Annotated in this window: 27 protein-coding genes; 17 read left to right on the top strand and 10 right to left on the bottom strand. The window is 57.6% G+C overall.

From position 1 onward, the window contains the following. Positions 1 to 38: 38 nt before the first annotated feature. Together GS620_RS18120 and GS620_RS18115 are read right to left on the bottom strand one after the other, a co-directional pair. Positions 39 to 1,436, bottom strand: a complete 1,398-nt coding sequence (locus GS620_RS18120) for an aspartate aminotransferase family protein (protein WP_171617323.1) — start codon at positions 1,434 to 1,436, stop codon at positions 39 to 41. A 77-nt stretch (positions 1,437 to 1,513) separates the two neighbouring features. After that, positions 1,514 to 2,197, bottom strand: coding sequence for a GntR family transcriptional regulator (locus GS620_RS18115; RefSeq protein ID WP_171119944.1), 684 nt, complete (start codon positions 2,195 to 2,197; stop codon positions 1,514 to 1,516). Between the two features lie 140 nt (positions 2,198 to 2,337). On the opposite strand from GS620_RS18115, the gene GS620_RS18110 reads away from it, so the two are divergent. The 5 genes from GS620_RS18110 (at position 2,338) to GS620_RS18090 (ending at position 7,629) form a co-directional block, all read left to right on the top strand. Further along, positions 2,338 to 3,423 carry a polyamine ABC transporter substrate-binding protein gene (locus GS620_RS18110; RefSeq protein WP_171617321.1) on the top strand — a complete coding sequence of 362 codons (1,086 nt, stop codon included), beginning with the start codon at positions 2,338 to 2,340 and terminating at the stop codon, positions 3,421 to 3,423. A 75-nt stretch (positions 3,424 to 3,498) separates the two neighbouring features. Then, positions 3,499 to 4,626, top strand: coding sequence for an ABC transporter ATP-binding protein (locus GS620_RS18105; protein WP_171172308.1), 1,128 nt, complete (start codon positions 3,499 to 3,501; stop codon positions 4,624 to 4,626). Then, a complete protein-coding gene (locus tag GS620_RS18100; protein WP_171617319.1) occupies positions 4,626 to 5,516 on the top strand; it encodes an ABC transporter permease subunit in 891 nt (296 codons plus the stop codon). Before GS620_RS18105 ends, GS620_RS18100 begins: the two co-directional genes overlap by 1 nt. Next, positions 5,513 to 6,331 carry an ABC transporter permease gene (locus GS620_RS18095; RefSeq protein ID WP_152459300.1) on the top strand — a complete coding sequence of 273 codons (819 nt, stop codon included), beginning with the start codon at positions 5,513 to 5,515 and terminating at the stop codon, positions 6,329 to 6,331. The genes GS620_RS18100 and GS620_RS18095 overlap by 4 nt, the downstream gene beginning before the upstream one ends. After that, positions 6,328 to 7,629: an FAD-binding oxidoreductase gene (locus tag GS620_RS18090; RefSeq protein WP_171617317.1), complete on the top strand. Its 1,302-nt coding sequence runs from the start codon at positions 6,328 to 6,330 to the stop codon at positions 7,627 to 7,629. Before GS620_RS18095 ends, GS620_RS18090 begins: the two co-directional genes overlap by 4 nt. A gap of 9 nt (positions 7,630 to 7,638) precedes the next feature. Here GS620_RS18090 and GS620_RS18085 read toward each other — a convergent pair whose 3' ends face one another. The 3 genes from GS620_RS18085 to GS620_RS18075 are packed head-to-tail and all read right to left on the bottom strand — an operon-like array spanning position 7,639 to position 10,448. Further along, entirely contained in the window at positions 7,639 to 8,505 is an 867-nt protein-coding gene (locus GS620_RS18085; protein ID WP_171617315.1) for a phosphotransferase, read from the bottom strand. Positions 8,506 to 8,558: 53 nt separating this feature from the next. Next, positions 8,559 to 9,221: a flagellar hook capping FlgD N-terminal domain-containing protein gene (locus tag GS620_RS18080; RefSeq protein ID WP_171617313.1), complete on the bottom strand. Its 663-nt coding sequence runs from the start codon at positions 9,219 to 9,221 to the stop codon at positions 8,559 to 8,561. Positions 9,222 to 9,224: 3 nt separating this feature from the next. Then, complete coding sequence (locus GS620_RS18075) at positions 9,225 to 10,448, bottom strand: flagellar hook-length control protein FliK (protein ID WP_171617312.1); 1,224 nt, start codon at positions 10,446 to 10,448, stop codon at positions 9,225 to 9,227. Between the two features lie 110 nt (positions 10,449 to 10,558). On the opposite strand from GS620_RS18075, the gene GS620_RS18070 reads away from it, so the two are divergent. The 6 genes from GS620_RS18070 to GS620_RS18045 all read left to right on the top strand — a co-directional run bounded on the left by GS620_RS18070 (position 10,559) and on the right by GS620_RS18045 (position 14,248). Continuing rightward, positions 10,559 to 10,834, top strand: a complete 276-nt coding sequence (locus GS620_RS18070; RefSeq protein ID WP_171617310.1) for a rod-binding protein — start codon at positions 10,559 to 10,561, stop codon at positions 10,832 to 10,834. Then, a complete protein-coding gene (locus GS620_RS18065) occupies positions 10,824 to 11,183 on the top strand; it encodes a flagellar biosynthesis protein FlgN (protein WP_171617308.1) in 360 nt (119 codons plus the stop codon). Before GS620_RS18070 ends, GS620_RS18065 begins: the two co-directional genes overlap by 11 nt. A 209-nt stretch (positions 11,184 to 11,392) precedes the next feature. Next, positions 11,393 to 12,604, top strand: coding sequence for a flagellin (locus tag GS620_RS18060; RefSeq protein WP_171119936.1), 1,212 nt, complete (start codon positions 11,393 to 11,395; stop codon positions 12,602 to 12,604). Positions 12,605 to 12,681: 77 nt separating this feature from the next. Next, positions 12,682 to 13,056 (top strand): flagellar biosynthesis regulator FlaF, encoded by a 375-nt coding sequence (gene flaF / locus GS620_RS18055; RefSeq protein WP_170345565.1) that lies wholly within the window; start codon positions 12,682 to 12,684, stop codon positions 13,054 to 13,056. Next, positions 13,056 to 13,457, top strand: coding sequence for a flagellar biosynthesis repressor FlbT (gene flbT / locus GS620_RS18050; RefSeq protein ID WP_152459291.1), 402 nt, complete (start codon positions 13,056 to 13,058; stop codon positions 13,455 to 13,457). Before flaF ends, flbT begins: the two co-directional genes overlap by 1 nt. Further along, positions 13,454 to 14,248 carry a DUF1217 domain-containing protein gene (locus tag GS620_RS18045; RefSeq protein ID WP_171617305.1) on the top strand — a complete coding sequence of 265 codons (795 nt, stop codon included), beginning with the start codon at positions 13,454 to 13,456 and terminating at the stop codon, positions 14,246 to 14,248. Before flbT ends, GS620_RS18045 begins: the two co-directional genes overlap by 4 nt. Positions 14,249 to 14,350: 102 nt before the next feature. Here GS620_RS18045 and GS620_RS18040 read toward each other — a convergent pair whose 3' ends face one another. The 3 genes from GS620_RS18040 to GS620_RS18030 all read right to left on the bottom strand — a co-directional run bounded on the left by GS620_RS18040 (position 14,351) and on the right by GS620_RS18030 (position 16,992). Further along, positions 14,351 to 15,925, bottom strand: coding sequence for a DUF427 domain-containing protein (locus tag GS620_RS18040; RefSeq protein ID WP_171205259.1), 1,575 nt, complete (start codon positions 15,923 to 15,925; stop codon positions 14,351 to 14,353). A 106-nt stretch (positions 15,926 to 16,031) separates the two neighbouring features. Next, complete coding sequence (locus tag GS620_RS18035) at positions 16,032 to 16,733, bottom strand: helix-turn-helix domain-containing protein (RefSeq protein ID WP_152459288.1); 702 nt, start codon at positions 16,731 to 16,733, stop codon at positions 16,032 to 16,034. Beyond that, positions 16,705 to 16,992: a hypothetical protein gene (locus GS620_RS18030; RefSeq protein ID WP_152459287.1), complete on the bottom strand. Its 288-nt coding sequence runs from the start codon at positions 16,990 to 16,992 to the stop codon at positions 16,705 to 16,707. The genes GS620_RS18035 and GS620_RS18030 overlap by 29 nt, the downstream gene beginning before the upstream one ends. A 176-nt stretch (positions 16,993 to 17,168) precedes the next feature. Between GS620_RS18030 and GS620_RS18025 the strand changes: the two genes are divergently transcribed. The 4 genes from GS620_RS18025 (at position 17,169) to GS620_RS18010 (ending at position 21,086) form a co-directional block, all read left to right on the top strand. After that, the gene (locus GS620_RS18025) at positions 17,169 to 17,627 is read left to right on the top strand and encodes a hypothetical protein (protein WP_152459286.1); all 459 of its coding nucleotides are present in this window, start codon (positions 17,169 to 17,171) and stop codon (positions 17,625 to 17,627) included. 110 nt (positions 17,628 to 17,737) lie between these two features. Continuing rightward, positions 17,738 to 18,355 (top strand): ribonuclease HII, encoded by a 618-nt coding sequence (locus GS620_RS18020; protein WP_171617303.1) that lies wholly within the window; start codon positions 17,738 to 17,740, stop codon positions 18,353 to 18,355. A gap of 107 nt (positions 18,356 to 18,462) precedes the next feature. Next, complete coding sequence (locus GS620_RS18015) at positions 18,463 to 19,563, top strand: site-specific DNA-methyltransferase (protein ID WP_171617301.1); 1,101 nt, start codon at positions 18,463 to 18,465, stop codon at positions 19,561 to 19,563. Between the two features lie 140 nt (positions 19,564 to 19,703). Then, positions 19,704 to 21,086 carry an adenylate/guanylate cyclase domain-containing protein gene (locus GS620_RS18010; protein WP_171617299.1) on the top strand — a complete coding sequence of 461 codons (1,383 nt, stop codon included), beginning with the start codon at positions 19,704 to 19,706 and terminating at the stop codon, positions 21,084 to 21,086. 79 nt (positions 21,087 to 21,165) lie between these two features. Here GS620_RS18010 and GS620_RS18005 read toward each other — a convergent pair whose 3' ends face one another. Continuing rightward, positions 21,166 to 22,302: an alkane 1-monooxygenase gene (locus GS620_RS18005; protein WP_171617297.1), complete on the bottom strand. Its 1,137-nt coding sequence runs from the start codon at positions 22,300 to 22,302 to the stop codon at positions 21,166 to 21,168. A 61-nt stretch (positions 22,303 to 22,363) separates the two neighbouring features. Then, positions 22,364 to 23,419: an A/G-specific adenine glycosylase gene (gene mutY, locus GS620_RS18000; protein ID WP_171119928.1), complete on the bottom strand. Its 1,056-nt coding sequence runs from the start codon at positions 23,417 to 23,419 to the stop codon at positions 22,364 to 22,366. A gap of 81 nt (positions 23,420 to 23,500) precedes the next feature. Here mutY and GS620_RS17995 point away from each other — a divergent pair, with 81 nt between their 5' ends. Together GS620_RS17995 and GS620_RS17990 are read left to right on the top strand one after the other, a co-directional pair. Next, complete coding sequence (locus GS620_RS17995; RefSeq protein WP_152459280.1) at positions 23,501 to 24,007, top strand: DUF721 domain-containing protein; 507 nt, start codon at positions 23,501 to 23,503, stop codon at positions 24,005 to 24,007. 13 nt (positions 24,008 to 24,020) lie between these two features. After that, positions 24,021 to 24,683 (top strand): DsbA family protein, encoded by a 663-nt coding sequence (locus GS620_RS17990; protein ID WP_171119927.1) that lies wholly within the window; start codon positions 24,021 to 24,023, stop codon positions 24,681 to 24,683. The last annotated feature ends 13 nt before the right edge of the window (positions 24,684 to 24,696 follow it).

The raw sequence follows: 24,696 nt of genomic DNA, 5'->3' as shown, positions 1-24,696 counted from the left end.
CAGACGGGCCGCCCCTTTATAGAAGCCTTTTTCTGAACTCAGGATGCGGCTTTCATCAGCCCCTGAGCGATGATCTCGGCCTGCGCTTCGTCCAGCGATTTGTAAATCCGCACGAACATCTCGTCGATATCCGCCGGGGTCAGGATCAGCGGCGGCGAGATGATCATGCGGTCGCCCACATGGCGCATGATCAGATTGTTGGCAAAGCAACGGTCACGGCAGATATAACCGACCGTGCCGGGCTCGGACGCGAACTTGGCGCGGCTGGCTTTGTCGGGTGTCAGAGCGATGGAGGCCATCATTCCGACAATCTTCGCCTCACCCACCAGCGGGTGATCGGCCAGCGCCTCCCATTTCTCTTTCAGATAGGGGGCGGCAACATCGCGCACATGCTCGACGATCTTCTCTTCTTCCAAAATGCGCAGGTTCTCAAGCGCCACGGCGGCGGCGACGGGGTGGCCGGAATAGGTGTACCCGTGGTTGAATTCCGTCCCGCCAATCACTTCGGCGATCTCGTCATTCACTATGGACCCGCCGATCGGCGCATAGCCCGAGCTGAGCCCCTTGGCGATGGTCATGATATGCGGTTTGATGCCCACGGTTTGCGATCCGAACCAGTTGCCGGTTCGGCCGAACCCACAGATCACCTCGTCTGCAATCAACAGGATATCGTATTTGTCGCAGATGCGCTGAATTTCCGGCCAGTAGGTATCGGGCGCCACGATCACGCCGCCTGCACCCTGAACCGGCTCGGCGATGAAGGCCGCGACACGGTCCTCGCCCAGCTCCTGTATGGCCTCTTCCAGCTCGCGCGCGCGGGCCAGGCCGAATTCCTCGGGCGACATGTCGCCGCCTTCGGCCCACCAGTTGGGTTGGTTGATGTGGTGAATGTTCGGGATCGGAATGCCGCCCTGCGCGTGCATGCCTGCCATACCGCCCAGCGAAGCCGACCCGACGGAAGACCCGTGATACGCGTTTTTCCTGCTGATGATGGTATTTTTGTCCGGCTGCCCCTTCTCGGCCCAGTATGTGCGCACGAGGCGGATATTGGTGTCGTTTGCCTCGGACCCGCCAGCTGCGAAAAAGACATGGTTCAGATCACCTGGTGCCAGTTCGGCGATTTTGGCCGCCAGTGCGATTGCCGGCACATGGGTCGTCTTGAAGAAGGTGTTGTAGTAGGGCAGTTCGCGCATCTGACGCGCCGCGACATCGGCCAGCTCATCGCGGCCATAACCGATATTGACGCACCAAAGACCTGCCATTGCGTCCAGGATTTCCTCACCTTCGCTGTCGGTCAGGTAAACCCCGCTGGCGCGTGTAATCACGCGGGCCCCTTCCTGCCCCAGCGCACCATTGGCCGAGAAAGGATGGATGTGATGCGCCGCATCCAGCGCCTGCAATTCGGCGGTCGGCATATGGTTGGTTATGGTGGACATCGGAGAATCTCCTACAAGAACGCAGTTGCGGATCACAATATGATCAAATTCATCGCTGTCAATCGAATCAGACTGAGTTAAGCGGAAGTCAGGGCGTCCGACATCAATTCCATGCCTTGCTCAATGTCCTGAGCCGTTGCCTTTGCCGCTTTTTCGGCGTCTCCTTCGCGCAAAGCGGAAATGATATCCTTGTGTCGATCCGGCAGGCTTTGAGTCCCGAATCGACCACACACGACACGCAGCGAAGGGCCGAACCGCAACCAAAGCCTTTCGGCGAGATCACTGAGAATCGGTGCGTTTGCATGAGAGTACAGCGTTTCGTGAAACGCCTGGTTCAGACGCAGATATCCGCCTACGTCCCCGTCGGCGATCATACGGTCCAAATGCGTATCGAGTCGCTCGAGATGATCGATGTCCTCGGCCTGCAAATTCGACGTCGCGCGCCTTGAAAGCTCTGATTCTATTGAGGTTCTGGCAAAGATCATTTCCTGGATATCGCCCGGGGACAGCAGCGGCACGCTTACGCGCCGATTGCCCTGGAACACCAATGCCCCGTCCGAGATCAACCGGCGGATGGCTTCGCGCACCGGTGTCATGCCAACACCCAGCGAATCAGTCAGGCCCTGGATCGTGACAGGTTGGCCCGGAACCAATTCGCCGAACAGGATCTGTGATCTGAGCGTTTGATAAACCTGCTCATGCGCGGGCTGTTTCCCTTTGTCGTTTGTCGACGCAGATGCCTTATTTTTGATCAAATCCAATTGGTTCTTCCCATTTCGACTAACCCTGACTTGTCAGGTGACAGACCTCGTGAAACCATACGCTGGATCGAGGAAAAACGCAAAACTTGATCAAATCCAAAAAAACGGGAAAATAGCCGTACACTTGCAGGGAGAAGAATATGACAATCAAAACGCTGACCATGACAGCGGTCATCGCATTGGGGACTTCGGCGGCATTCGCCGAAGAGGTGCGTGTTTACAACTGGTCCGACTATATCGACGAAGATTTGCTGAGCAAATTCGAGGAAGAAACCGGTCTGACCCTGATTTACGATGTGTTCGACAGCAATGAGGTTCTGGAAACCAAGATGCTGGCCGGTGGTTCGGGATACGATGTGGTGGTGCCGTCGGGCACATTCCTGCAACGCCAGATTCAGGCGGGCGCATTTCAGGAACTGGACATGGCCAAGATGCCGAATTCGGTAAATCTGTGGGACGTGATTCAGGAGCGTACCGCAGGGTATGATCCGAACAATGCCTACTCGATCAACTACATGTGGGGAACGACGGGCATCGGCGTGAACGTCGACAAGGTCAGGGAAGTCTTGGGTGGCGATGTGGCCCTGAACAGCATGGATTTGGTTCTGAAGCCGGAGAATATGGAAAAGCTGGCCTCGTGTGGCGTTCACTTCCTTGATGCGCCAGCCGAAATGATACCGATGACCTTGCAGTACATCGGTGAAGACCCCGACAGCCATGACCCGGAAGTGATCAAGAAGGTCGAAGACGTTCTGACAAGCGTTCGCCCCTACATCCAGAAGTTTCACAGTTCGGAATACATCAACGCGCTGGCCAATGGCGATATTTGCGTAGCCGTGGGTTGGTCCGGTGATATTTTGCAGGCGCGGGACCGCGCGGCCGAAGCCGACAACGGTGTGAACATCGAATACCACCCGTTCGCAGAAGGGTCGTTGATGTGGTTCGACCAGATGGCAATTCCCGCCGACGCGCCGAATCCGGAAGGTGCGCACAAATTCTTGAATTTCATTCTGGATGCCAACAACATGGCTGCTGCGTCCAACTACGTGTACTACGCCAACGGCAACAAGGCGTCTCAGGAATTTCTTGAGGAAGACGTGATCGGCGATCCGGCAATTTATCCGGATGAAGCCACGATGCAGAACCTGTACATCACGACTCCGTACCCCGCGAAGACACAGCGGGTCGTGACCCGTCTTTGGACCAAGATCAAGTCAGGCACCTGATCCGGTCAAAAGCGCGGGGCGGTCTGGCGATCGCCCCGCCGCACTATTGTCCAAACTGACCATGCGGGGGCTGCTTTGAGTTCTGACGTTTTTGCGCCGTGGAATGACCCACAGGCGAAACCCTTGATCCAGTTCCAGAACGTGACCAAGCGCTTTGGCGAGTTCACGGCGATCGACAACCTGTCTCTGGATATTTTCGAACGTGAGTTTTTTGCCCTGCTAGGCCCTTCAGGGTGCGGCAAAACAACGATGATGCGGATGCTGGCCGGGTTCGAGACTCCGACCGAAGGCCATATCCTGCTGGGCGGGCAGGATATCGACCCCATCCCGCCGAACAAGCGGGCCGTGAACATGATGTTCCAGTCCTATGCCTTGTTCCCGCATCTGAGTGTCTGGGAAAACATCGCTTTCGGTCTGCGCCGAGACAACATGCCCAAGCACGATCTGGAAGACCGGGTCGAGGAGATGCTGCGCCTGACCCGGCTGGAACAGTTCGCCCGTCGCAAACCGCATCAGATCTCGGGCGGTCAGAGGCAGCGCGTCGCACTGGCGCGTTCGTTGGCCAAAGCGCCCAAGCTTCTGCTGCTGGATGAACCGCTGGGGGCGTTGGACAAGAAGCTGCGTCAGGATACCCAGTTCGAATTGATGGATATCCAGGAAAAGACCGGCACCACCTTTGTCATCGTCACCCATGATCAGGAAGAGGCGATGACAGTTGCCACCCGCGTCGCGGTGATGGATCAGGGCCAGTTAAAGCAAGTGGCCACCCCGGATCGGATCTATGAAAACCCTGAATCTGTTTATGTCGCTGACTTCATCGGAGATGTGAACATCATCGAAGGCCGCGCGACGCCATCCGGAGAGGACGCCTATCAGATCGATTGGGCCGAAGGTCAGGCCCCGTTTTCGGCGTCTTCGCCTGCTGTTTTCTCAGACGGTCAGTCCTGCCATCTGGCGATCCGCCCCGAGAAAGTGACGATCTCTGCCGAACGGCCCGTCGATGCGGTCAACGCCGTGCAGGGCAAGGTTCACGACATTGCCTATCTGGGCAATCTGTCCACCTATCACGTTGAATTGGCAAACGGCACGATCATCAAGGCGCAGACGGCCAATACCCGCCGCATCTCGCGCCGTTCGTTTACCTGGGAAGACCCGGTCTGGCTGTCCTGGACAGCCACGGCTGCGGTTCTGCTGGCCAACTGATGCGCCGCGCCGTTCTGATCGCCATTCCTTACGTCTGGCTGTTGGCCCTGTTTCTGGTGCCGTTCTTCATCGTTCTGAAGATTTCGCTGTCGGATACCGCACTTGCCATCCCGCCTTATACGCCAACTTTGGACCTGTCAGCCGGTTGGGCGGGGATAAAGAAGTTTTTCAGCCAGCTTGATCTTGAGAATTATGTCTGGCTGACCGAGGACGATCTGTATTGGAAAGCCTACCTGTCCAGCGTCAAGATCGCTTTGATTTCGACCTTCCTGACCCTGCTGGTGGGCTATCCCATTGCCTACGGCATGGCCCGGGCACCTCAGGAATGGCGTCCGACACTGATGATGCTGGTCATCCTGCCCTTCTGGACCTCGTTCCTGATCCGGGTTTACGCGTGGATGGGTATTCTGTCGAACGAAGGGTACCTCAACCAGATCTTGCTGTGGACCGGTATCATCTCGACCCCGCTGACGATCCTGAACACGTCAACTGCCGTCTATATCGGCATCGTCTACACTTATCTGCCTTTCATGATCCTGCCGATCTATTCTGCGTTGGAACGGTTGGACGGATCATTGATCGAAGCGGCCGAGGATCTGGGGTGTTCCCGTTTGCAGGCCTTCTGGCTGGTGACCATCCCGCTGTCCAAACCCGGCATCATTGCAGGGTGTTTCCTGGTGATGATCCCCGTGATCGGTGAATTCGTGATCCCATCCCTTCTGGGTGGTTCCGGTACGCTGATGATCGGCAAGGTTCTGTGGGAAGAGTTCTTTTCGAACCGCGACTGGCCGGTGGCAAGTGCGGTGGCCATCGTGCTGCTGCTGATCCTCGTCATTCCCATCGTGCTGTTCCAGCGCAACCAGCAGAAACAGGCGGAGGCCGAGGGATGAACAGATTGAGCTGGTTCAACACGGTTTCGCTGACGCTGGGTTTTGCGTTTCTGTACATCCCGATGATCATCCTGATCGTCTTCAGCTTCAACGAAAGCAAGCTGGTCACGGTCTGGGCCGGGTTTTCGACGAAATGGTACGGAGAGCTGCTTCGGAACGAAGCGTTCCTTGATGCTGCCTGGGTCACGATCCGGGTCGCGGTCTTTTCGTCGACGCTGGCGACTATTCTGGGAACGGCCGCCGCTTATGTACTGGTCCGCAGCGGGCGCTTTTTTGGCCGGACACTGTTTTCCGGCATGATTTATGCGCCGCTGGTCATGCCCGAAGTGATCACCGGCCTGTCGCTGCTTTTGTTGTTTATCGGCATCGGCCTGGATCGGGGTATTCTGACCATCGTTCTGGCACACACGACTTTCTCGATGTGTTTCGTTTCGGTTGTCGTATCCTCGCGCCTCATAACTTTTGATCGCTCGCTGGAAGAGGCTGCGCTGGACCTTGGGTGTTCGCCCGCGCAAGCCTTCCGTCTTGTCACCCTGCCGATCATTGCGCCTGCGGTAATCTCGGGCTGGTTGCTGGCCTTCACCTTGTCACTTGATGATCTGGTGATTGCATCCTTCACTTCGGGGCCGTCGGCAACGACATTGCCGATCAAGATATTCTCGGCCGTGCGCCTTGGCGTCAGCCCGGAAATCAACGCGTTGTCGACGATCATGATCGCTGTGGTGACGGTCGGGGTAATCACGGCCTCGCTTGTGACCAAACGCGCGATGGTACGTCAGCAGCAGGATGAAATGGCCGCAGCGCGCACCGAATGAAGCGGATTTTTCCAGACTACGCCTATGGCAGCGAACCTCGCGACGGCTGTTGGTGGGACGAAACTGTTGCCAGCCCGGATTGGCCAGAGTTCCAGGGTGACATGCATGTGGATGTGGCCATCATTGGCGGCGGATTTACAGGCGTTTCGGCTGCTCTGCATTTGGCTGAAAAAGCTTCGGTTGCGGTGTTCGATGCCGGCGCACCGGGGTGGGGAGCCTCGGGCCGAAATGGCGGGTTTTGCTGTCTTGGCGGCTCAAAACTTGGCCACGCATCCATGCAGCGCCGATTTGGCTGCGATGCCGCTTTGGACTATGCGGCAGCGGAACAGGAAGCGGTCCGACTGGTCGCCGATCTGTTGGCACAACATCAGATCGATGCGGATACCCACTCCAGCGGGGAAACCCAGCTGGCGCATTCCAGGCGGGCGATGGACATGCTACGCCGCAATGCCGGCGAGGCGGGAACCCTGCACGAAGCCAGAGACCTGCCCGGGAAGGGCATGGGTGGCGCGTTTTATGGTGGATACACTTCGCCGGTTGGTTTCGGGTTGAATCCCCGCAAATACCTGTTCGGGATTGCCAGAGCCGCCGAAGCAATGGGCGCGCATCTGTTCCAGAATTCCGCGGTTCTGAGCGTTGAAAAAACGGCGTCCGGCTTTGTGTTGCAAACGCAGAGCGGGCCAGTCAAAGCGCAGGCGGTGTTGGTGTGTACCAACGGCTATTCCAGCGAGGATATCCCGGCCTGGATGTCCGGACGATACATGCCTGCTCAGTCGACCGTCATGGTAACGCGACCCCTTGGTCGAACCGAGCAGATGGCACAGGGATGGACATCGGATCAGATGTGCTATGATACGCGCAATCTGTTGCACTATTTCCGCCTGATGCCGGACGGGCGCTTTCTGTTTGGTATGAGGGGCGGCCTGCGGTCATCGGCCGAGGCTGAAGCAGCCATTCAGCGAAAGGTTCAGCAGGATTTCAAACATATGTTTCCTGCTTGGTCGACGGTCGAGGTCACTCATATCTGGTCCGGTTTGGTGTGCCTGTCGCGGGCCCTGACACCTTTTGTCGGCCCCGTTCCGGATCAACCGGGGATGTTTGCCGGTTTTGCATATCACGGCAATGGCGTCGCCATGGGCACGTATTGCGGTCGAGCATTGGCGCGGTTGGTTCTGGGGCAGGACGCCAGGCTGCCGGTCGTGATGACGCAAACACCGGGTCGGTTTCCTTTGGGTCGCTGGCGCCGTGTGCTCATGCCGCCAGCCTACGCCATGCTGGCGCTGGCCGACCTGCGATGAGGCGGGGCGTTACAGAATTGCTGTTTCCAAGTTCAACCCTGTCGCGTAATCGGGCGCACCATTTTCAGCGCGCCAGAGGCAATACGTCGCCATGCGCCACGCATACCATGGCCTGAGCTGTTCATAGCGCGCGACGATTTCGGGCCTGCCGTAGGCCGAAAGAAACTGGTCTTCCTCTTTGTTCGACAGCGGTGAGCCTCGGTAAAGCTGCTGCATAGCAGGCGACAAAAACAGCGCAAGGTCTTCGCAGGGATCGCCCAGGGCCGGGCATTGCCAGTCGATCAAGGTCAGACCACCGGTCGCCACCAGGATATTGCCTGCCACGGGGTCGCCATGGATCAGGCACGTCTGTTGCGTGGGTGCGACCGAATTTGATGGTTGCAAATCAGCGAGTTTGTCGCGCCCGTTTGACGTACAGCCTTGCAGAATTCTTTTTCCATGAGCGCGCAAGTCTGCGCTGCCATTGCATCCGGCTGGCGCCTGGACGGCAATGGGCAGGGTATGAAGCTTGCGCAGCAAGGCGCCAACCTGTGCTGAATCCTGCCGCCAGGGGGCTCCGGGGGCGTGGTCGTAAAACACCCAACGGGCTTCTTTGTATTGCCCTGTGGCCCGCAGCCTTGGCACGAAGCCCGTGGTGCCAAGCGCCTTCAGGCATAGGGCCTCCAACTCTGCATCATTGCGAAACAAAGGATTGCGCAATGCCGTGCTGTAGAGTTTCAGGACTTTGTCACTGTCGCGGCCCTTGACCTTCCACACCTTGTTGGTGCGCCCGCCATACAAGGTCTCGAACCGAGGATGCGCGTTGACCAATCTTTTCGCGTGAAGATGGTCAACCAGATCACGAGGGGGGGCAGGCAGGTCGGGCAGAGGTTCCATCACTTCTTATGGCGAGTCGATTTGCCAAGGTTTGGCCCGTCCCGCCCGACAGATCAAGCACCTGTTCGGACTGCGGTGACCTGAGTTGCGGGAATCACCTGACCGCCCTGCAAGGTCAGCAAAACAGCATCGTCGCCTACCTGTGCTTCGACAACGCGATTGTAGGCGGCGACAGGTTTTTCAGAGAGCAACTTGTCGCCATTGTAGCTTTCCAGGGTTGCGCTGTAGTTGCCTGATGCCAATGGATTGCCTGAGGAACCCACTCCGGCCCAAACAAACTCCTCGGTTGTCGTGGGCACGGTGACATTATCGATTACCGTGCCATCACTGTCGCGGATCACCAATTTCGTCGCGTCCGCATCAGGGTCGGCCTGGGCGAACAATGTCACGGGCTGGCCGTCAAAGTGAAAGGCTGATGTCGAGCGGACGTCCATGCCCACCCAGCTTGCAAGCTCGTTCAGTTTCGTGCCGCCCAATGCGTTGGCCAGGTTGGACAAGAGGTCATTGGTCTGGACTTGTTGCTCGACCATCGAGAACTGCGCCAGCTGAGACGCATATTCGGTCGAATCCATCGGCTCCAACGGATCCTGATTCTTTGCCTGCGCCGTTAGCATCAGCAAGAATGTCTCAAAGTCCGACGTAATCGCGGATTTCTGAGATGCCCCGGCCTTTTGTTGATCCGCAACGGTCTGTGTGGTGTTGACGGGCGTAATCATTGGTCAAAACCTCATGTCGATGCCCCGGCCCGAGGCCGGATACTGTGGATGGGAAGTTGTGTGATCGATCCGTTCGTGCGGCGCAGCTTCTGAATGTGAAAGGGATTGTGTGTCAGCGTCGTTTGCGTCCTTTTGATGTGCGCCAGAACCCCAAGAGGTTCCCAGATCAAAGCTCAGATCCCCATAACCCAGCTTCTGAAACTCTTCTGTCAGAACGGACAAATGACGCCGCATTAAATCGAGGGTTTCCGGGCGCTCGGTCGCAATGGTGATTTGCAGGCCGTCCTCCCGCCCGTTCAGAACAATGGACACACGCCCAAGCTCTTCCGGATTCAGCGCTATTTCCGTTGCTCCTGATCCGGTGCGGGTCTGGACAGCCGCCGACAGCTGACCAGCAATCGCCCGGGCGATTTCTGCTCGGGCGGCAGTAGACGGAGCCGTGAGTTGAGGCGCGGAGTCGCGCGAGGTCAGCGGCAAAGGTTCCTCTCTGGCGGCCGGCGGGGCCTCAGCTTCGACAACGGGTGCCACGGGTTCGGCTTCAACGGCAGTTGCCATCAGCTGAAGCTGCGCCACCGAGGGCGCCCGGTCAGGCGCTGACGATTTGGGCGTCAGAATGCTCACTTCGGGCAACGGCTTCTTTTCAGGGTCCAGCGGGAGGGGGACGGCCCCCGTTTGTTCGACCGTGCCTTTGGGCTTTGCAAGCTGATCAAACATCTGGCCGAGTTCGGTCATGGCTGTCACGTGCACAGGTTGGGGCGTCGGACCCTGCACCTTCTGCGAGAGCGCCGGAACCGGGGAAGGTGTGTCGCTTTGTGTGGGCAAACCTTTTGGTACCGATGCCGGTGGTTGATTCGATATTTCCGAGGGTGCTTGTTTTACCTCCGCCAACTGAACCGGCACCACCTTTACCTCGTCCAAGTCCGGGGTTTCCAGGAATGCAGAAGGGGGTTGCTGTTCGCCGATGTGTTCTGAAATCGGGGTGGGATGGGCCGTTGCAGATGCCTCGGCCGATGTCTCCGGCACAGGTTCGGGCTCTGCTTTGACACTTTTCAGCTCGGCATTGATGGCAGCGTTTTCGCCTTCTGGGTGGCCGGTGGCACCAACCTCCTGCCGGAGGACATCCTGAAAGCTCTCCGAGCCAGTGTTTTGGCCCGGAGCCTTACGCGATGTGACGGCTTTCTCGGGTGTGGTCGGCGTTGCGTTCGCCAGCGTTAGGGGGTTGGGCATTTTGCTCCGGCTCCGTGTGACTGGTCGGAACACTGCCTGTAGGAAGTTACGGTTATTTTAACCGCTTTCACCTTTGATCGAGAAAGTTCGAAGCAAATTCGGAGAATGCCATGAAGGTTTCCACCCTTCCTCATGCATCTCAATCACAGTCACCCCAGACCCGGCTGAAAAACGCCGCCATAGAGCTGGAGGCGGCGTTTCTGGCGGAAATGCTGAAATCTGCCGGGTTGGGAAAAACCCGCCAGTCCTTTGGCGGTGGCGCCGGTGAGGATCAGTTTTCTTCGATGCTTGTTCAACATCAGGCGCAGCAACTGGCCCGGTCCGGTGGCGTGGGCCTTTCCGAAATTCTGTTCAAGTCACTGATGGAGAAAACCGATGACGTATAAGGCCGATAAAGCGTTGATCAAGTCTTTGGAAGAAGTCCTGGATTTGGAACGTGCCGCACTTGTACAGGGAGATCTGGACCGTTTGTCCAGCATGGTGCCTGAAAAAGAAAAGCTGATCGGGGCAATCAATGATCTTCAGGTGCTGGAAAGTGAGGCACTGATTCGCGTTCAACAGAAAGCCGAGCGCAATCAGGCGCTGCTGAACAGCGCGGCTGAAGGCATCCGGGCGGTCGCCAGCCGAATGGCTGAATTGCGGCGCGTTCGGCAGGAATTCAGCACCTATGGTGCAGACGGACAGCGAAGTGAATTCGCGGTGCGCAGCACGGCAAAGCTGGAAAAGCGGGCATAGGCAGAAGTTTGATTCAAATCCGAAATTTCTGGGCCGGGCGCTTTAGCACTCCGTTAGGGGATCGGGTTCAAAAGTGGTGCTGCACCTGAGATCAACAGGTGGCGCGAACAGCCACGCGGCGCGTCGCACAGGTCAGAAAGACACCAATGCCCGCAAATAGTGCGGGGTGAACATGGGCAAAATGGCCCGAACGGAAAAGGATGAAAGCTATGTCCAGCATTCTGACAAACAATGGCGCGATGGTTGCGCTGCAAACTCTCAAGTCGGTCAACAAAAACCTGGCGATGACCCAGAACGCAATCTCGACCGGCAAGGATGTCGCGACGGCCAAGGACAACTCGGCAGTATGGGCGATTTCCAAAGTGATGGAGTCGGACGTCAAAGGTTTCAACGCCATCAAGGACAGTCTTGCGCTTGGCGAATCGACCGTCGCCGTTGCGCGGAATGCCGCAGAAACCGTCACTGATCTGCTGACCCAGATGAAAGGCAAGATCGTCGCGGCGCAGGAAGACAACGTTGACCGCGGCAAAATCAATGATGATGTGACTGCACTGAAAGATCAGATCGCGTCCGTTGTCAGTGCGGCGCAGTTCAATGGTCTGAACCTGGTTGACGGCTCTGCCGGTTCCGCTTCGATCCTTGCATCGCTGGATCGTGACAACACAGGTGCTGTGACTTCGTCGTCCATCACCGTTGCAGGGCAAAACCTGTCGACCGGTGGTTATGTCACCAAGCAAGTTTTTGACGGTTCGACCGGCGCATCGACAGGCAACGATCGCGTTGGCGCAACCATTGACAACGGCGCAACCGCCGCAACCGCTCTGGTCACCGACGAATCCAGCGGTGTTTTTGCCGCCGGGGACAAGGTCGTCGTCGCGATCAACGATCAGGTCGTATCCTATACCGTGTCTGCCGAAGACGCTGCCGCGACAACAACCGGTGATCTGGTTGCTGTTGGGTTGAAATCGAAGATTGAAGAGCTTGGGATTACCGGTCTGACCGTCGATTATGACTCGGGTACAGCCGGAACCTTGTCTGTCACCAACGGTACGGGCTCGGACATTTCGTTTTCGGCTCAATTCGTGAACGCCGGTGCAGGTGGTCTGGGCGCGCTGGCCGGCATTGATGTTTCGACCGGTGCGGGTGCGACCGCTGCCCTGGCCGCCGTTGAGTCGCTGATTGATACTTCGATCGACGCGTCGGCTGCTTTTGGTTCCTCTCAAAGCCGGATCGAAACTCAGAAAGAGTTCATCTCGAACCTGTCCGACTCGTTCAAGTCAGGCATCGGGTCGCTGGTCGATGCGGACATGGAAGAGACTTCGGCGCGGTTGCAGGCGCTTCAGGTTCAGCAACAGTTGGCGACGCAGTCGCTTTCGATCGCCAATCAGGCACCGCAGTCGATTCTGTCGCTGTTCCGCTAATTCGCGAAATCGGTTGGGGCGCGGATTTCGCGCCCCATCAATGACTGCCTGATGACGGCCCTTTGGAAGGATTTCAAGTGACACCGCAAACCCTAGCCCATCAAACCTATGCGCAAACCGCCGCGCCGACTCGGACGCCTCGAGACACGGAATACGAAGCGATTTCAAGGATCACACGGCGTCTGAAGGCAGCAACAGCGCAAAAGGCAACGGATTTTTCGGGCTTTGTACAGGCCGTGCACGAAAACCGGCGGCTATGGGGGGTGCTCGCCACCGGCGTTGCCGATTCCGAGAATGCCCTGCCCAACGACCTGAGAGCCAGGATCTTCTACCTTGCCGAATTCACCGAACAACACAGCAGCCGCGTTCTGGGAGACGGCGCAACCGTTGAACCGTTGGTGGAAATCAACACGGCCGTATTGCGCGGATTGCGCCAGATGAGGGCAACTTGATGAGTGGTCTGGTCCTGAAGCTTGCCCCGAAAGAAAGGGTTCTGATCAACGGGGTCGTGATTGAGAACGGCGATCGCCGCGGCCGGTTTTCGATCATGACGCCACAGGCAAATGTACTTCGACTGCGGGATGCGATTCATCCGGATGAGGTGAATACGCCGGTGCGCCGCGTCTGTTATGCCGCGCAGCTTGTATTGTCGGGGGACATCGAACCTGGCCAAGCACGTCAGCAATTGTTGCGCCGCGTGGAAGAGCTGAGCCAGGTTTTTACGGATGCAGATAGCCGCCGGGTCTTGGCCGAAGCCACGGATGCCCTGGTTGCTGAGCATTATTACAAGTGCCTCAAATCGCTTCGCTCGCTTCTGCCGCGCGAAGAGCGGCTGATGGCTTACCAGCAATGACATTCCAACCGGTCATCCCAAGCGGCGGAATCGTGGGCTGGCGGTTTCTGCAACGTACCTATGAAGGTCAGCTCCAGAGTTTTTCGTCGTCAGCTGCGAATGAAAGAGAGACAAAGTATTTTCTGGACAACATTGGGAAAATCCAATCGGCCGAAGAGCTGGTTTCGGATCGCAGGTTGTTGCAGGTCGCTTTGGGTGCGTTCGGCTTGGAAGGAGATTTGGACAACCGGTTTTTCATACGCAAAATCCTCGAGGATGGGACACAGGCGGATGACGCGTTGTCCAATCGATTGGCCGACAAACGATACCGGGAATTTTCTGACGCCTTTGGGTTTGGTCCCGGTGCTGTCCGAAAAACCGCGCTGACGTCCGACATGGAGCAAATCGCCCAGGCCAATTTGACGGCCCGGTTTGAAATTGCCGTTGGCGAGTCGGATGAAACGATGCGTATTTCGCTCTATGCACAACGAGAGCTTTCGGATCTTGCCAACAGGACCTCAAGCGCAGACACAAAGTGGTTCGATCTGATGGGGTTGCCGCCCTTGCGCAGCATGATGGAAACGGCACTTGGACTGCCGTCATCCTTTGCGCAGCTGGACATTGACAAACAACGGGTCGAGTTCAAGGCAAGGTTGCTCAAACTGACCGGCTCGTATGACCTGGCACAGTTTTCGAACCCAAAGTCGATCGAGAAACTGACCGACACCTATTTGGCCAGAAGTCAGATTTCGCAACTTCAGAACACGATCTCGCCGGCGCAGACCGCATTGATCTTGTTGAGAGCCGGTTGAGTAGAGCGCCCCCCGGATCGAAGTGGTCGGTGAAGCATGATCGCAAGGGTGTCACGTTGATCAAGGCAATGCGGTTTTCTTCAGAACTGCAAACGACAGGCCTCAACCGTTCAGAATCTCATCGGCTGCGGTTCGTAAAGCATATGATCTGACGGGTCGGGACACGTTGTGCAGATTGACGTCTCCCAGCGGTACAGCATTGGAACAGGCCGGTTCGATGTCTTCTGAAACGACAATGCGGTGCCCTTGCGACTTGCCGAACTCGCCCAATCGCGCGGCGATGTTTGCGGCCTGACCGATAACTGTGAAATCAAGCCGTTCGCGAGATCCCACATTGCCGTAGGTGACACGCCCATACGCGACGCCGATCGAACAGTCGCAATGCCTGTCCGTACCTTCTTTGCGCAGCTCTCCCAAAGTTTCGACGATTTTGATCGCCGAGCGCTGGGCATTGGTGCGGGCCGTACTGGCATCCTCGTCCGTTGCCGGGAAAACGGCCAGAACAGCGTCACCAATGAACTTCAGGACTTCTCCGTTGTTGTCATGAACAATGCCCGAGACCGTTTCAAAGAACTCGTTCAGGAGATTGATATACTCGCCCCGGCCCAGCTTCTCTTCCAGGCTCGTTGAATTGCGGAGGTCGCAGAACATGATGGCGGCGTCGATCTCATCCCCGTCACCCCGCCTGATTTCGCCGCCCAATACGCGCGCGCCGGTGCGTTTGCCGACATAGGTTTCCAGCAGGACCTGCGCGTTTTCGCGCTGCATGAACACTTCGTAGAAACGGGCGATTACCGAAGAACATTCAAAGACAAGGCCCAGATTTTCGGTGGTAAACCCGTCCGGGTGATCGCAGGTCAGCGTCAGAACATTGGTGCGCCCGTCGGAAAACGGCAAGGGCATGGCCACGTAATCTGTTGCGCCCTTGGCCCGCAGATCCTCCATGATCGGGAAGCTGTTTTGCGGGTTTTCATCATTCAACCTTTGCCGCACGCCACCCAGGCCGTTCGAGACATGCCGCAAGGGGCTGTTGATGAAAGCTGGGTGATCATAGATTTCGTATGTCGGAGCCCTAGTCAGAATCTCTTCTTCATCTTTTTCCCAGATATAGTGCTTTCCCGCGATCAGGGGGTGAAGGGACCAGGCCAGAATGCTCAGCCTTTGTATTGCGATGCCGTGCTCCAGCATCTTTTCGGCCAGCGCTTTGGTAAAGCTTTCGGGTGTTGCCGCGGTCGAAGCACCACGCATCAACCAATCAATCAGGGGCCCGCTGATGTTGCCGTCTTCAGGTTCACGAAGGCGGTTGTCGCCCAGATCGATTTTCGTATAGGCGCCGGGCACAAAGCCGATACAGCCTTGAATGGCCGCGCTTTCGGGCAGGGCTTCTTCATAGGCCCAGACAGAATTGGCCAGGTTTTCGGACCCCAGATTGATGTCGTGATACGTGGCAGTGCCTTTGAACGGGCAGAATGTTTGCAGGTCTGTTTCTTCGCTCAGATCAACACAGACATCCGCGCGGGGAACATAGATCGTGGGCGGCAGGCGCGTTTCATACATCACCTTGGCATCTGTGCTTTCAGCCAAAAGCACATCATTGCGATAAATGGCAATTCTGCCATTCAGCGATTCAACCGAGATTCCATACCCATTGATTTTTGGTGCGGCGTGGACGTTCATATGCGACCTCCCTTGCCTGGGTTTTTTCTAGAATGGGGCTTTGCATCCCACATTCCAAGAGGCGCAGAAGGGAAAAGTGCCAACGCATACGGTCATGCAGCAAGGCTCAGACCATTTGTATCACGTCTTTTTCGATGGACAGCATATACCCTTTTTTGGCGATGTTCTTGACCAGAAGTTCACTGACCATCTGGTTGCCAAGCGCATCCCGCAACCGTTTGATCCGCGTCGCGCCTGCGGCTTCGTCGCAATCGGCCTCATTGCGGCCGGAAATCATCGCCTCGATCTGGGCGCCGGACAAAACCTCATCATCCAGCCGGGATTCAGCCAGAACAGACAGGGTTTCCATGGCGGCGGGCGTGAGTTTGAAATCCATGTTGTTGAGGTAGACGGTGTTTTCCTCGCGGCTGATCAGCAACGAGGTCACCTGAATGCCGGTGCGTTCGATCTGCGCCATGCGTCGGTTCAGCAGTACCAGCATCACCAGAAAGACCAACGCCGAGGCCATCATGGCGCAGGCAAAAACCAGCAGCACATAGATCACCATCCGATAACTGGACAGGGTGTCGGCGAAGGCGGTGCCGGACTGGGCCAGAATTTCAAGCAACCGGATTTCGGTTTGCGAGGTCAGATCGGTCTCGATGAACAATCGCTCGACCCGGGCGTTGAATGCGTTGGCGTCCGGCAGGGTCCAGAACAGGAAAACGGCGGCGGTGATCAGAATGGCGACAATGGCTGCGACGCCCAGCACGACCAGACGGACCCCCGACCGGCGTGCGTCAGAAACGGAGATAGAATTTTCCGGCATTGCCTTTCCTCTGATCCAACCCTTCCGGCCCGAAAACGGACTGCACTTCAAGCAAGGTCCAGCCTGACGCGCTCAGGCGCTGGGCGATTTCTGCCTGGGCCTGGCCCTTGTCACAGTTCGAGACCTGAATGACCCCATAGTGCAGACGCAACGGGTTGTCTTTCTTGGCCTTGTAATCCGCATAGCAATCCGCCGCAGACGCAGCAGAGCCAAGCGATATCAGGGCCGCAAAGGTCAGAGAAGAGAGGATCTGTTTCATAGGCCGCATCCTGCGCATGAGTTGCCGCGATATTCAATAACCCAAGGGGTTTGCGGGCTCTGATATCCGATAACACCGGGCCGTTATTGCTTGTCTGGACCGGTCGCACCCAGTGTCAGGGCAATCATTACGCGCTCCGTCACACGGTCGCCCAAACACTATGAAGGACACGCATCATGCACAGGAAATTCATCGCTTTCATCGTTGCGACCGCGGTTGCAATAACCGGGGTTTCTGCGTCTCAGGCACGGGCTGCGGACGCAAAGGACATTCTTGGCGGGCTGGCGGCCATCGCGCTCATCGGGGCCGGGGTTCACTATTACAACAAGGAAAAGAAAAAGGATCGGGCGACTCGCCATCAGACCTATACCCCGGCACCTTACACGCCGCAGCCGGTGCGCCCTCTGCCGCCGCGCGTGGCGCGTTATGATCTGCCCCAGCGCTGCCTGCGCACATTCAACGGGTATTCACAGGATCATCCGCTGCTTGGGCCGAAATGCCTCAAGAAGCACTACAAACATGCCAATAGCCTGCCGCAAGAGTGCAAAGTCGGTTTCTGGAATGGCCAAAAGGTCAAGCGGGCATACGAACCCGCGTGCTTGCGCCAGAAAGGATACCGTGTCGTTTACCAGTAACACCGGTTGAGCAGGAGCGGCGCCAAAGACGCGCCGCGTGAGAGAGGGCGGTGTGAGCTGCCCTCTCTTTTTTTCTTGCGGCGCTGTGTGAAACACGGTTTTCCAAAAGGATGACAAAACCAGATTTCGAACTTGAACAGGCGCTGCTGGAGCGGGGCCATTGCCGTATCGCGGGTGTGGATGAGGTCGGGCGCGGCCCTTTGGCTGGCCCGGTCGTCGCGGCAGCGGTGATCCTGAACCCACAGACCATCCCCGAAGGGTTGAATGATTCCAAGAAGCTGACGGCCAGACGTCGGGTCGCGCTGGATACCGAGATCCGGCACAGCGCCGAGTTTGCCGTGGCCGAAGCCTCGGTCGCCGAGATTGACGAGATCAACATCCTCAGGGCATCGCATCTGGCGATGCTGCGCGCGGTCGAGGCTCTGTCGCCGGCCCCTGATTTCCTGCTGATCGACGGGAACATGATTCCACGCGGCCTGAAAATCCCGTCGCAGGCCGTCGTGAAGGGGGATGCCCGATCGGTGTCGATTGCAGCCGCCTCGATCCTTGCAAAAAACTGGCGCGATCAGGTGATGGTGGATTTGGCGCAACAGCATCCGGGATATGGATGGGAAACCAACGCCGGTTATCCGTCAAAACAACACAAGGATGCACTGCAAAATCTTGGCGTGACCCCACACCATAGACGTTCGTTCAAGCCGGTGCACAATATCTTGTATCAAGAGTAAATCGTAAGTTGCTGATTCAAAAAAGAAATTGACGCCGATTCGTCTTTGACTCATCCTTGTCTCAACCAAATGAGCGCAAAAGCGCCGTGGACACTTGAGGCAGTGATATGACGACAACCACCAAAAAGGGCGCAAAAGCGCCCCCTTTAAACACGATTCTATCCGGGGACTGCATCGAAGTGATGAACAGTCTTCCCGAGGCATCCGTTGACCTGATTTTTGCGGATCCGCCCTATAATTTGCAGTTGAAAGGCCAGCTGCATCGCCCGGACAATTCTCAGGTGGATGCGGTGGATGATCACTGGGATCAGTTTTCCAGCTTTGGGGCCTATGACCAATTCACCCGCGCGTGGTTGAAGGCGGCGCGCCGTCTGCTCAAGCCAAATGGTGCGATCTGGGTGATCGGCTCTTACCACAACATTTTCCGCGTTGGTTCGGCGTTGCAGGACGAGGGCTATTGGATTTTGAACGATGTGGTCTGGCGCAAGTCAAACCCGATGCCCAACTTCCGCGGCAAACGTTTTACCAACGCGCATGAGACGATGATCTGGGCTTCCAAGCGCGAAGGTGCCAAGTACACCTTCAACTATGAGGCGCTGAAGGCCCTGAACGAAGGCGTGCAGATGCGCAGCGACTGGGTGCTGCCGATCTGCACCGGGCATGAACGTCTGAAGGATGAAAACGGTGACAAGGCACACCCGACGCAAAAGCCGGAATCACTGCTGCACCGTGTTCTGATCGGCTCGACCAACCCGGGGGACGTGGTGCTGGATCCGTTCTTCGGCACCGGAACGACCGGAGCCGTCGCCAAGATGCTGGGCCGCGAATTCATTGGTATCGAACGCGAGGAAAGCTATCGCAAGGTGGCCGAGAAGCGCATTGCCAAGGTCCGCAAGTTCGATCGTGAGGCTCTGGAAGTCAGCGCCAGCAAGCGCGCCGAACCCCGCGTTCCCTTCGGCCAGCTGGTCGAACGTGGGATGCTGCGCCCGGGCGAAGAACTTTATTCCATGAACCGGCGTCACAAGGCCAAAGTCCGGGCCGATGGCACATTGGTCGGTGACAACGTCAAAGGCTCGATCCATCAGGTGGGCGCCCATCTGGAAAATGCTCCGTCCTGCAATGGCTGGACCTATTGGTGCTTCAAGCGTGACGGCAAAACGGTTCCGATCGACGTTCTGCGCCAGCAGATCCGGGCCGAGATGAACTGATACAAAGAACACCGCCGGTGCCTGTGGCCTGACACAAGGCACTACGCCTTGCCCCGCCGATCCTACGGCGGGGTCTTTTGTTTTCGGATCAACAGTGATTGCATGTTGTTGACCCTGACACTGCAAGAAAGATCACGGCCATGACCGAGACAACCGCGCAGCCCCGCCGCAGTCTGTTTTTCACGGAACTTGACACGTTCGATCTGGACAACAAATACACCGAGGCCGCGTTGGAGCGGCACAAGCGTGAAGGGTTGGAACTGGCCGTTCGCGCGCGCTGGGTGGCGATGGCACTGACCGGGGTTCTTCTGGTTTTCCTGAACCCGCAATGGGAGGTGCTTTGGTATCACTTCATTCTGCTGCTGATCTGCGCCAACGGTTGGCTGATCCGCCGTTCCGGTCGGGTGGGGCAATCGCGGGTCGAGCTTCTTTTGATCTTCGTGGATTTGCTGATCATGACCCTTGGAATGATTGTGCCCAACCCGTTCAGCGACGATGTCCGCCCTCTGGCCATGCAATACCGGTTTGACAACTTTCAGTACTTTTTCGTCATCCTGGCGGCTGGAACCCTAGCCTATTCCTGGCGCACGGTCATTGCCATCGGTCCGTGGACGGCATTGATGTGGACGATCGGTTGGATCGTTGCCTCGTGGGTGGCAACGCCGATTCCGGGGATCAGCGAAAAGGTTGCAGAGGCTTTGCAGGGCTATCCGGATGTTGCCGAGCTGTTGGATCCAAACAGTTTCATGATCCCTCAACGTATCCAGCAAGTGATCGTATTCATAATGGTCGCGGTAACGCTGGGCATTTCGATGCGGCGTCTCAATCAATTGTTGATGAACAACGCGGGATTGGAACGGGAACGGGCCAACCTGTCGCGGTATTTCTCGCCCAATGTGGTGGATGAGCTGAGCCAGAACGATGAGCCGCTGAAACAGGTCCGCAAAGAAGATGTGGCCGTTCTGTTCATCGATATCGTCGGGTTCACCAAATACGCCGCCGGGCGGGATCCATATGAAGTGATCGAGGTTCTGCGCGGGTTTCATGCCCGTATGGAAACCGAGGTATTCCGGCACCACGGGACCTTGGACAAGTATCTGGGCGACGGTTTGATGGCGACCTTCGGCACTCCGGTGCCAACGCCCCTGGACGCGAGCAATGCCCTAGACTGCGCGCGTGCGATGGTGGGTGTGATCGACCGTTGGAATCTGGAACGCCGCCGGGCGGGTGAGCCTGAAATCCATGTCGGCGTTGGGGTGCATCACGGCTCGGTCGTGCTTGGGGATATCGGTGCCAACCGGTTGGAATTCGCGGTGATTGGCGATGCGGTCAATGTGGCGGCCAAGCTTGAGGCACTGACGCGTGAGTTCAAGGCGCGTATCGTTGTCAGCGATGCCGTACGCCTGCGGGTTGAGGAAGAAAACCCGCAGGCGCCGGAGGTCATGGCCGGTTTTGTTGCCTGCCGCGGCCAACCCGTGCGAGGGGTCGAGGCGCCGATGGATGTCTGGGTGATGAAAAGCTGAGGGCCTCCCGCCCGTCAGAACAGCATCGCAGATGCCGTGCTGACAGTTGGGCCAAGCAGCGCGCCTGTGCGCGCTGCGGTCACGATTTTGGCATGGAGTTCAAGGATTTGTTGTAGGGGTGCCAGTCGGTGATCTCGGGATAATAGTGGCGTCGCCACGCGCGAACGCGCGGGTTCATGACCCGCCGCCAAAGCGGCGGTATCATCGCGGCCACAGTCATGACGGGATAGCCATAGGGCAATTGCGGTGCTGCGTCCGACGCGTGATGTTGCAGCAGCGGAAACCGGCGATTGGGTTTGTAATGGTGGTCCGAATGGCGCTGAAGATTGATCAGCAACCAGTTCGAAGCTTTCTGCGAGGCATTCCAAGAATGGCGTGGCAGGACATGCTCGTACCGTCCCTCGCCCAGGTGTTTTCGGGTCAGGCCGTAATGCTCGACATAATTGACCAGCTCGAGCTGCCAGATCGCGACACCAGCCTGAAGCAGAAACAGCGCCACGCCGGACCATCCTCCGATCAGGCCGGCAAGTGCCAGCATCCCACCTTGCAGCGCCCAGTACCGCCAGAACGGGTTTGAACGATCTGTCCACGGTCTGTCGATACGGGCCAGCTTGTTGCGCTCGGCGCTGAAGGCCGAAACCCAGCATTGCCACAGAACGCGGGGATAGAAGCGATGGAAACCTTCGTTGTAGCGCGCCGTTACCGGATCGCGCGGGGTGCCAACATGGCGGTGGTGGACCAAGAGGTGCTCGGACCGAAAATGAGAATACAGCACCATGGCAAGAAGGATGTCCCCCAGCCAGCGTTCCAAGCGGCTTTTCTGGTGCATCAACTCGTGGCTGTAATTGATCCCAATCGTGCCCGAAATGACGCCCATGCCAAAGAAGAGGCCGATTTTCTCAAGCGTTGAAAGATGGGTGTTGTGGGTTGCGTACCAGATCAGACCAAAAAGGGTGACGAACTGGATCGGGGCCCAGAGTTTTGTCAGCAATATGTACCATTGCAGCGCCGTGTCCGGCGTCTCGGGGTCGGCGTTTTGAGTGTTGAGCCCGGTGATCCGGTCCAGCACTGCAAAAGCCCACCAGGTTGCGGCAGGAACCAGCAGCAGTGACCATCCACCGGTAGCAGCTGAAAACCAGACCAGCGGAATCAGCAACAACGACACCCAGAAAGGGGATGCAGATTGCCAGCGGGACAATGTGCCTGTTGCGATCATCTTTTCTGCTCCGACTTTATGGAGATATCCTAGCCATGGCCCGAAGACTTACACAACGGACTTATTGTCCTCGCCAAAGATCATAGGCCTTGCGCATCACGGTTGGTAGGTCGCCGGGCCTGAAGCTGTGCTTGTCTACAACTGTCAGATGTTCGGGTATGTCGTGATCGGCGGCATCCGTGGTCCAGATCCGCAAAATCAGGTGGAAATGCGTAAATGTATGGCGCACTTCGCCCGACAACATCTTCCAATTCGCGGGGAACGGAGGCCGTTCGGCCGGGGCATCGTTCCACTCTGATCCGGGCCAGCCCAGCATTCCGCCCAACAAACCTTTGTCAGGCCGGCGTTCCAGCACCATGGCCCCGTCTGCGCTTTGCGCAACATACACGTGCCCATACCGCGTGGGTTTGGGCTTTTTGGGTGTTTTTCGTGGCAGGTCGGCCTGGGTGCCTGCGACGCGGCTCTGACAGGGGTGACGCAGGGGGCAAATGCCACATGTCGGCGACTTCGGCGTGCAGATGGTTGCCCCCAAATCCATGACCGCCTGCGCGTAATCGCCGGGACGTATGGCCGGGGTCAGGGCCGACGCCTTTTCCTTCAGCAGGGGTTTGGACCCGGGTAGCGGATCGTGAATGTCATGGAGCCGGGCCATGACCCGCTCGACGTTTCCGTCCAACACGGTTTCAGGCTGATCAAACGCGATGGCCGAGATCGCAGCGGCGGTATAGGGGCCTATGCCGGGTAGGTTCAGCAGCGCTTCAAAGCTGTCGGGAAACCGGCCATCGTAGTTCTGCGTGACGGCACGGGCGCATTTCAAAAGATTGCGGGCGCGGGCGTAATAGCCAAGCCCGGCCCATTCCCCCATGACCTGCTCGTCCGGTGCGGCGGCCAGAGCCTGAACCGTAGGCCAGCGGGTGGTGAAGCGCAGGAAATAGTCGCGAACGGCGGCAACTGTTGTTTGCTGCAACATCACTTCGGACAGCCAGACCCGATAGGGATCGGGGCGCATCCCGGCGGCGCGATCTGCCGGACCGATGCGCCATGGCATTTCGCGGGCGTGGCGGTCGTACCACTCCAGCAACGCATCACTGACGGTGAATTCAGCAGAGTCACGCAAGTTTTATTCAACTCCCGGTCGGGTTTCGCTGGCACATGGTGGCCTGCCCAGTACAATAGAGGTGTAGGAGCAGGAAACCAGATGCAACGCAGACGTTCTTCGACCCGCGGGTTCAAACGCACCGCATCCTTGCTGAACGATCAGATCCGGCGCGCCGGGGAAAGCCGGGGGTTTGCCGTGTCGCGGCTTTTGACCCACTGGGCCGAGATTGTCGGCCAGGAAACCGCCGCCATCGCGCGCCCGGTCAAAGTGGGTTATGGCAAGGGCGGATTTGGTGCCACCCTGACCGTGTTGACGACCGGGCCACAGGCTCCGATGCTGGAAATGCAGAAGGAACAGCTGCGCGGCAAGGTAAACGCGGTCTATGGCTATAACGCCATCAGCCGTGTCCGCATCACCCAGACCGCTCCGACCGGATTTGCCGAGGGGCAGGCCAGTTTCGACCACAAGCCGAAGCAAGCCAAACCCCAGATTGCGCCTGACATTGCCACCGAGGCCGACAAAATGTCACGCGATGTACATGATGAAGATTTGCGCGCGGCTCTTGAACGTCTCGGGCGCAACGTTTTATCCAAACAGAAACGCTGAGAAAGGGCTGAAAATGAGCCGTATTGCAACCGTAATCTGTGCGGCCGTCGCCGTGGCCGCTGGCGGCTATTGGCTGACAGGGTCGAACACCAATGTCACCATTCCACTGGTCAGTGCCGCCGAAGCGCAGGAGGCGGACCTGGATACTTCGACGATCGTCGAGATGGTGTTGGGCGCCGAGGATGCACCTGTCGAAATCATCGAATATGCGTCCTATACCTGCCCGCATTGCGCGAGTTTCCATCAGGGCGCCTTCAAACAACTCAAGAAAGACTTCATCGACACCGGCAAGGTCAAGTTTACCTATCGTGAGGTGTATTTTGACCGCTACGGCCTTTGGGCATCGATGGTTGCACGCTGCGCTGGCCCCGAAAAGTTCTTCGGTATCACAGACCTGATCTATGAAGGGCAGGCAGAATGGACACGCGCAGGTGGTCCGGCCGAGATCGTGGACGAGCTGCGCAAGATCGGTCGTTTGGCCGGCATCGATGGCGATCAGCTCGAGGCTTGCCTGCAAGACGGTACCAAGGCGCGGACATTGGCTGCGTGGTATCAGGAAAACGCCGAACGCGATGGTATCCAGGCGACGCCATCATTTGTGGTGAACGGCAAGAAGGTCGACAACCAGTCCTACGCTGACTTCAAAAAGCTGATCGAAGACGAACTGGGTGGCTAAACACCCTTTTCCG

Source organism: Ruegeria sp. HKCCD6428, assembly GCF_013110595.1.
Taxonomy (GTDB): Bacteria; Pseudomonadota; Alphaproteobacteria; order Rhodobacterales; family Rhodobacteraceae; genus Ruegeria.
This window is presented reverse-complemented; position numbering and strand designations above follow the sequence as displayed.

What these genes read in the sequence shown, in the direction of transcription:
- GS620_RS18120 (WP_171617323.1), bottom strand. Translation starts at nt 1,436, where the DNA reads ATGTCCACCATAACCAACCATATGCCGACCGCCGAATTGCAGGCGCTG.
- GS620_RS18110 (WP_171617321.1), top strand. Translation starts at nt 2,338, where the DNA reads ATGACAATCAAAACGCTGACCATGACAGCGGTCATCGCATTGGGGACT.
- GS620_RS18100 (WP_171617319.1), top strand. Translation starts at nt 4,626, where the DNA reads ATGCGCCGCGCCGTTCTGATCGCCATTCCTTACGTCTGGCTGTTGGCC.
- GS620_RS18095 (WP_152459300.1), top strand. Translation starts at nt 5,513, where the DNA reads ATGAACAGATTGAGCTGGTTCAACACGGTTTCGCTGACGCTGGGTTTT.
- GS620_RS18090 (WP_171617317.1), top strand. Translation starts at nt 6,328, where the DNA reads ATGAAGCGGATTTTTCCAGACTACGCCTATGGCAGCGAACCTCGCGAC.
- GS620_RS18085 (WP_171617315.1), bottom strand. Translation starts at nt 8,505, where the DNA reads ATGGAACCTCTGCCCGACCTGCCTGCCCCCCCTCGTGATCTGGTTGAC.
- GS620_RS18080 (WP_171617313.1), bottom strand. Translation starts at nt 9,221, where the DNA reads ATGATTACGCCCGTCAACACCACACAGACCGTTGCGGATCAACAAAAG.
- GS620_RS18075 (WP_171617312.1), bottom strand. Translation starts at nt 10,448, where the DNA reads ATGCCCAACCCCCTAACGCTGGCGAACGCAACGCCGACCACACCCGAG.
- GS620_RS18070 (WP_171617310.1), top strand. Translation starts at nt 10,559, where the DNA reads ATGAAGGTTTCCACCCTTCCTCATGCATCTCAATCACAGTCACCCCAG.
- GS620_RS18065 (WP_171617308.1), top strand. Translation starts at nt 10,824, where the DNA reads ATGACGTATAAGGCCGATAAAGCGTTGATCAAGTCTTTGGAAGAAGTC.
- GS620_RS18060 (WP_171119936.1), top strand. Translation starts at nt 11,393, where the DNA reads ATGTCCAGCATTCTGACAAACAATGGCGCGATGGTTGCGCTGCAAACT.
- flbT (WP_152459291.1), top strand. Translation starts at nt 13,056, where the DNA reads ATGAGTGGTCTGGTCCTGAAGCTTGCCCCGAAAGAAAGGGTTCTGATC.
- GS620_RS18045 (WP_171617305.1), top strand. Translation starts at nt 13,454, where the DNA reads ATGACATTCCAACCGGTCATCCCAAGCGGCGGAATCGTGGGCTGGCGG.
- GS620_RS18040 (WP_171205259.1), bottom strand. Translation starts at nt 15,925, where the DNA reads ATGAACGTCCACGCCGCACCAAAAATCAATGGGTATGGAATCTCGGTT.
- GS620_RS18035 (WP_152459288.1), bottom strand. Translation starts at nt 16,733, where the DNA reads ATGCCGGAAAATTCTATCTCCGTTTCTGACGCACGCCGGTCGGGGGTC.
- GS620_RS18030 (WP_152459287.1), bottom strand. Translation starts at nt 16,992, where the DNA reads ATGAAACAGATCCTCTCTTCTCTGACCTTTGCGGCCCTGATATCGCTT.
- GS620_RS18025 (WP_152459286.1), top strand. Translation starts at nt 17,169, where the DNA reads ATGCACAGGAAATTCATCGCTTTCATCGTTGCGACCGCGGTTGCAATA.
- GS620_RS18020 (WP_171617303.1), top strand. Translation starts at nt 17,738, where the DNA reads ATGACAAAACCAGATTTCGAACTTGAACAGGCGCTGCTGGAGCGGGGC.
- GS620_RS18015 (WP_171617301.1), top strand. Translation starts at nt 18,463, where the DNA reads ATGACGACAACCACCAAAAAGGGCGCAAAAGCGCCCCCTTTAAACACG.
- GS620_RS18010 (WP_171617299.1), top strand. Translation starts at nt 19,704, where the DNA reads ATGACCGAGACAACCGCGCAGCCCCGCCGCAGTCTGTTTTTCACGGAA.
- GS620_RS18005 (WP_171617297.1), bottom strand. Translation starts at nt 22,302, where the DNA reads ATGATCGCAACAGGCACATTGTCCCGCTGGCAATCTGCATCCCCTTTC.
- GS620_RS17995 (WP_152459280.1), top strand. Translation starts at nt 23,501, where the DNA reads ATGCAACGCAGACGTTCTTCGACCCGCGGGTTCAAACGCACCGCATCC.
- GS620_RS17990 (WP_171119927.1), top strand. Translation starts at nt 24,021, where the DNA reads ATGAGCCGTATTGCAACCGTAATCTGTGCGGCCGTCGCCGTGGCCGCT.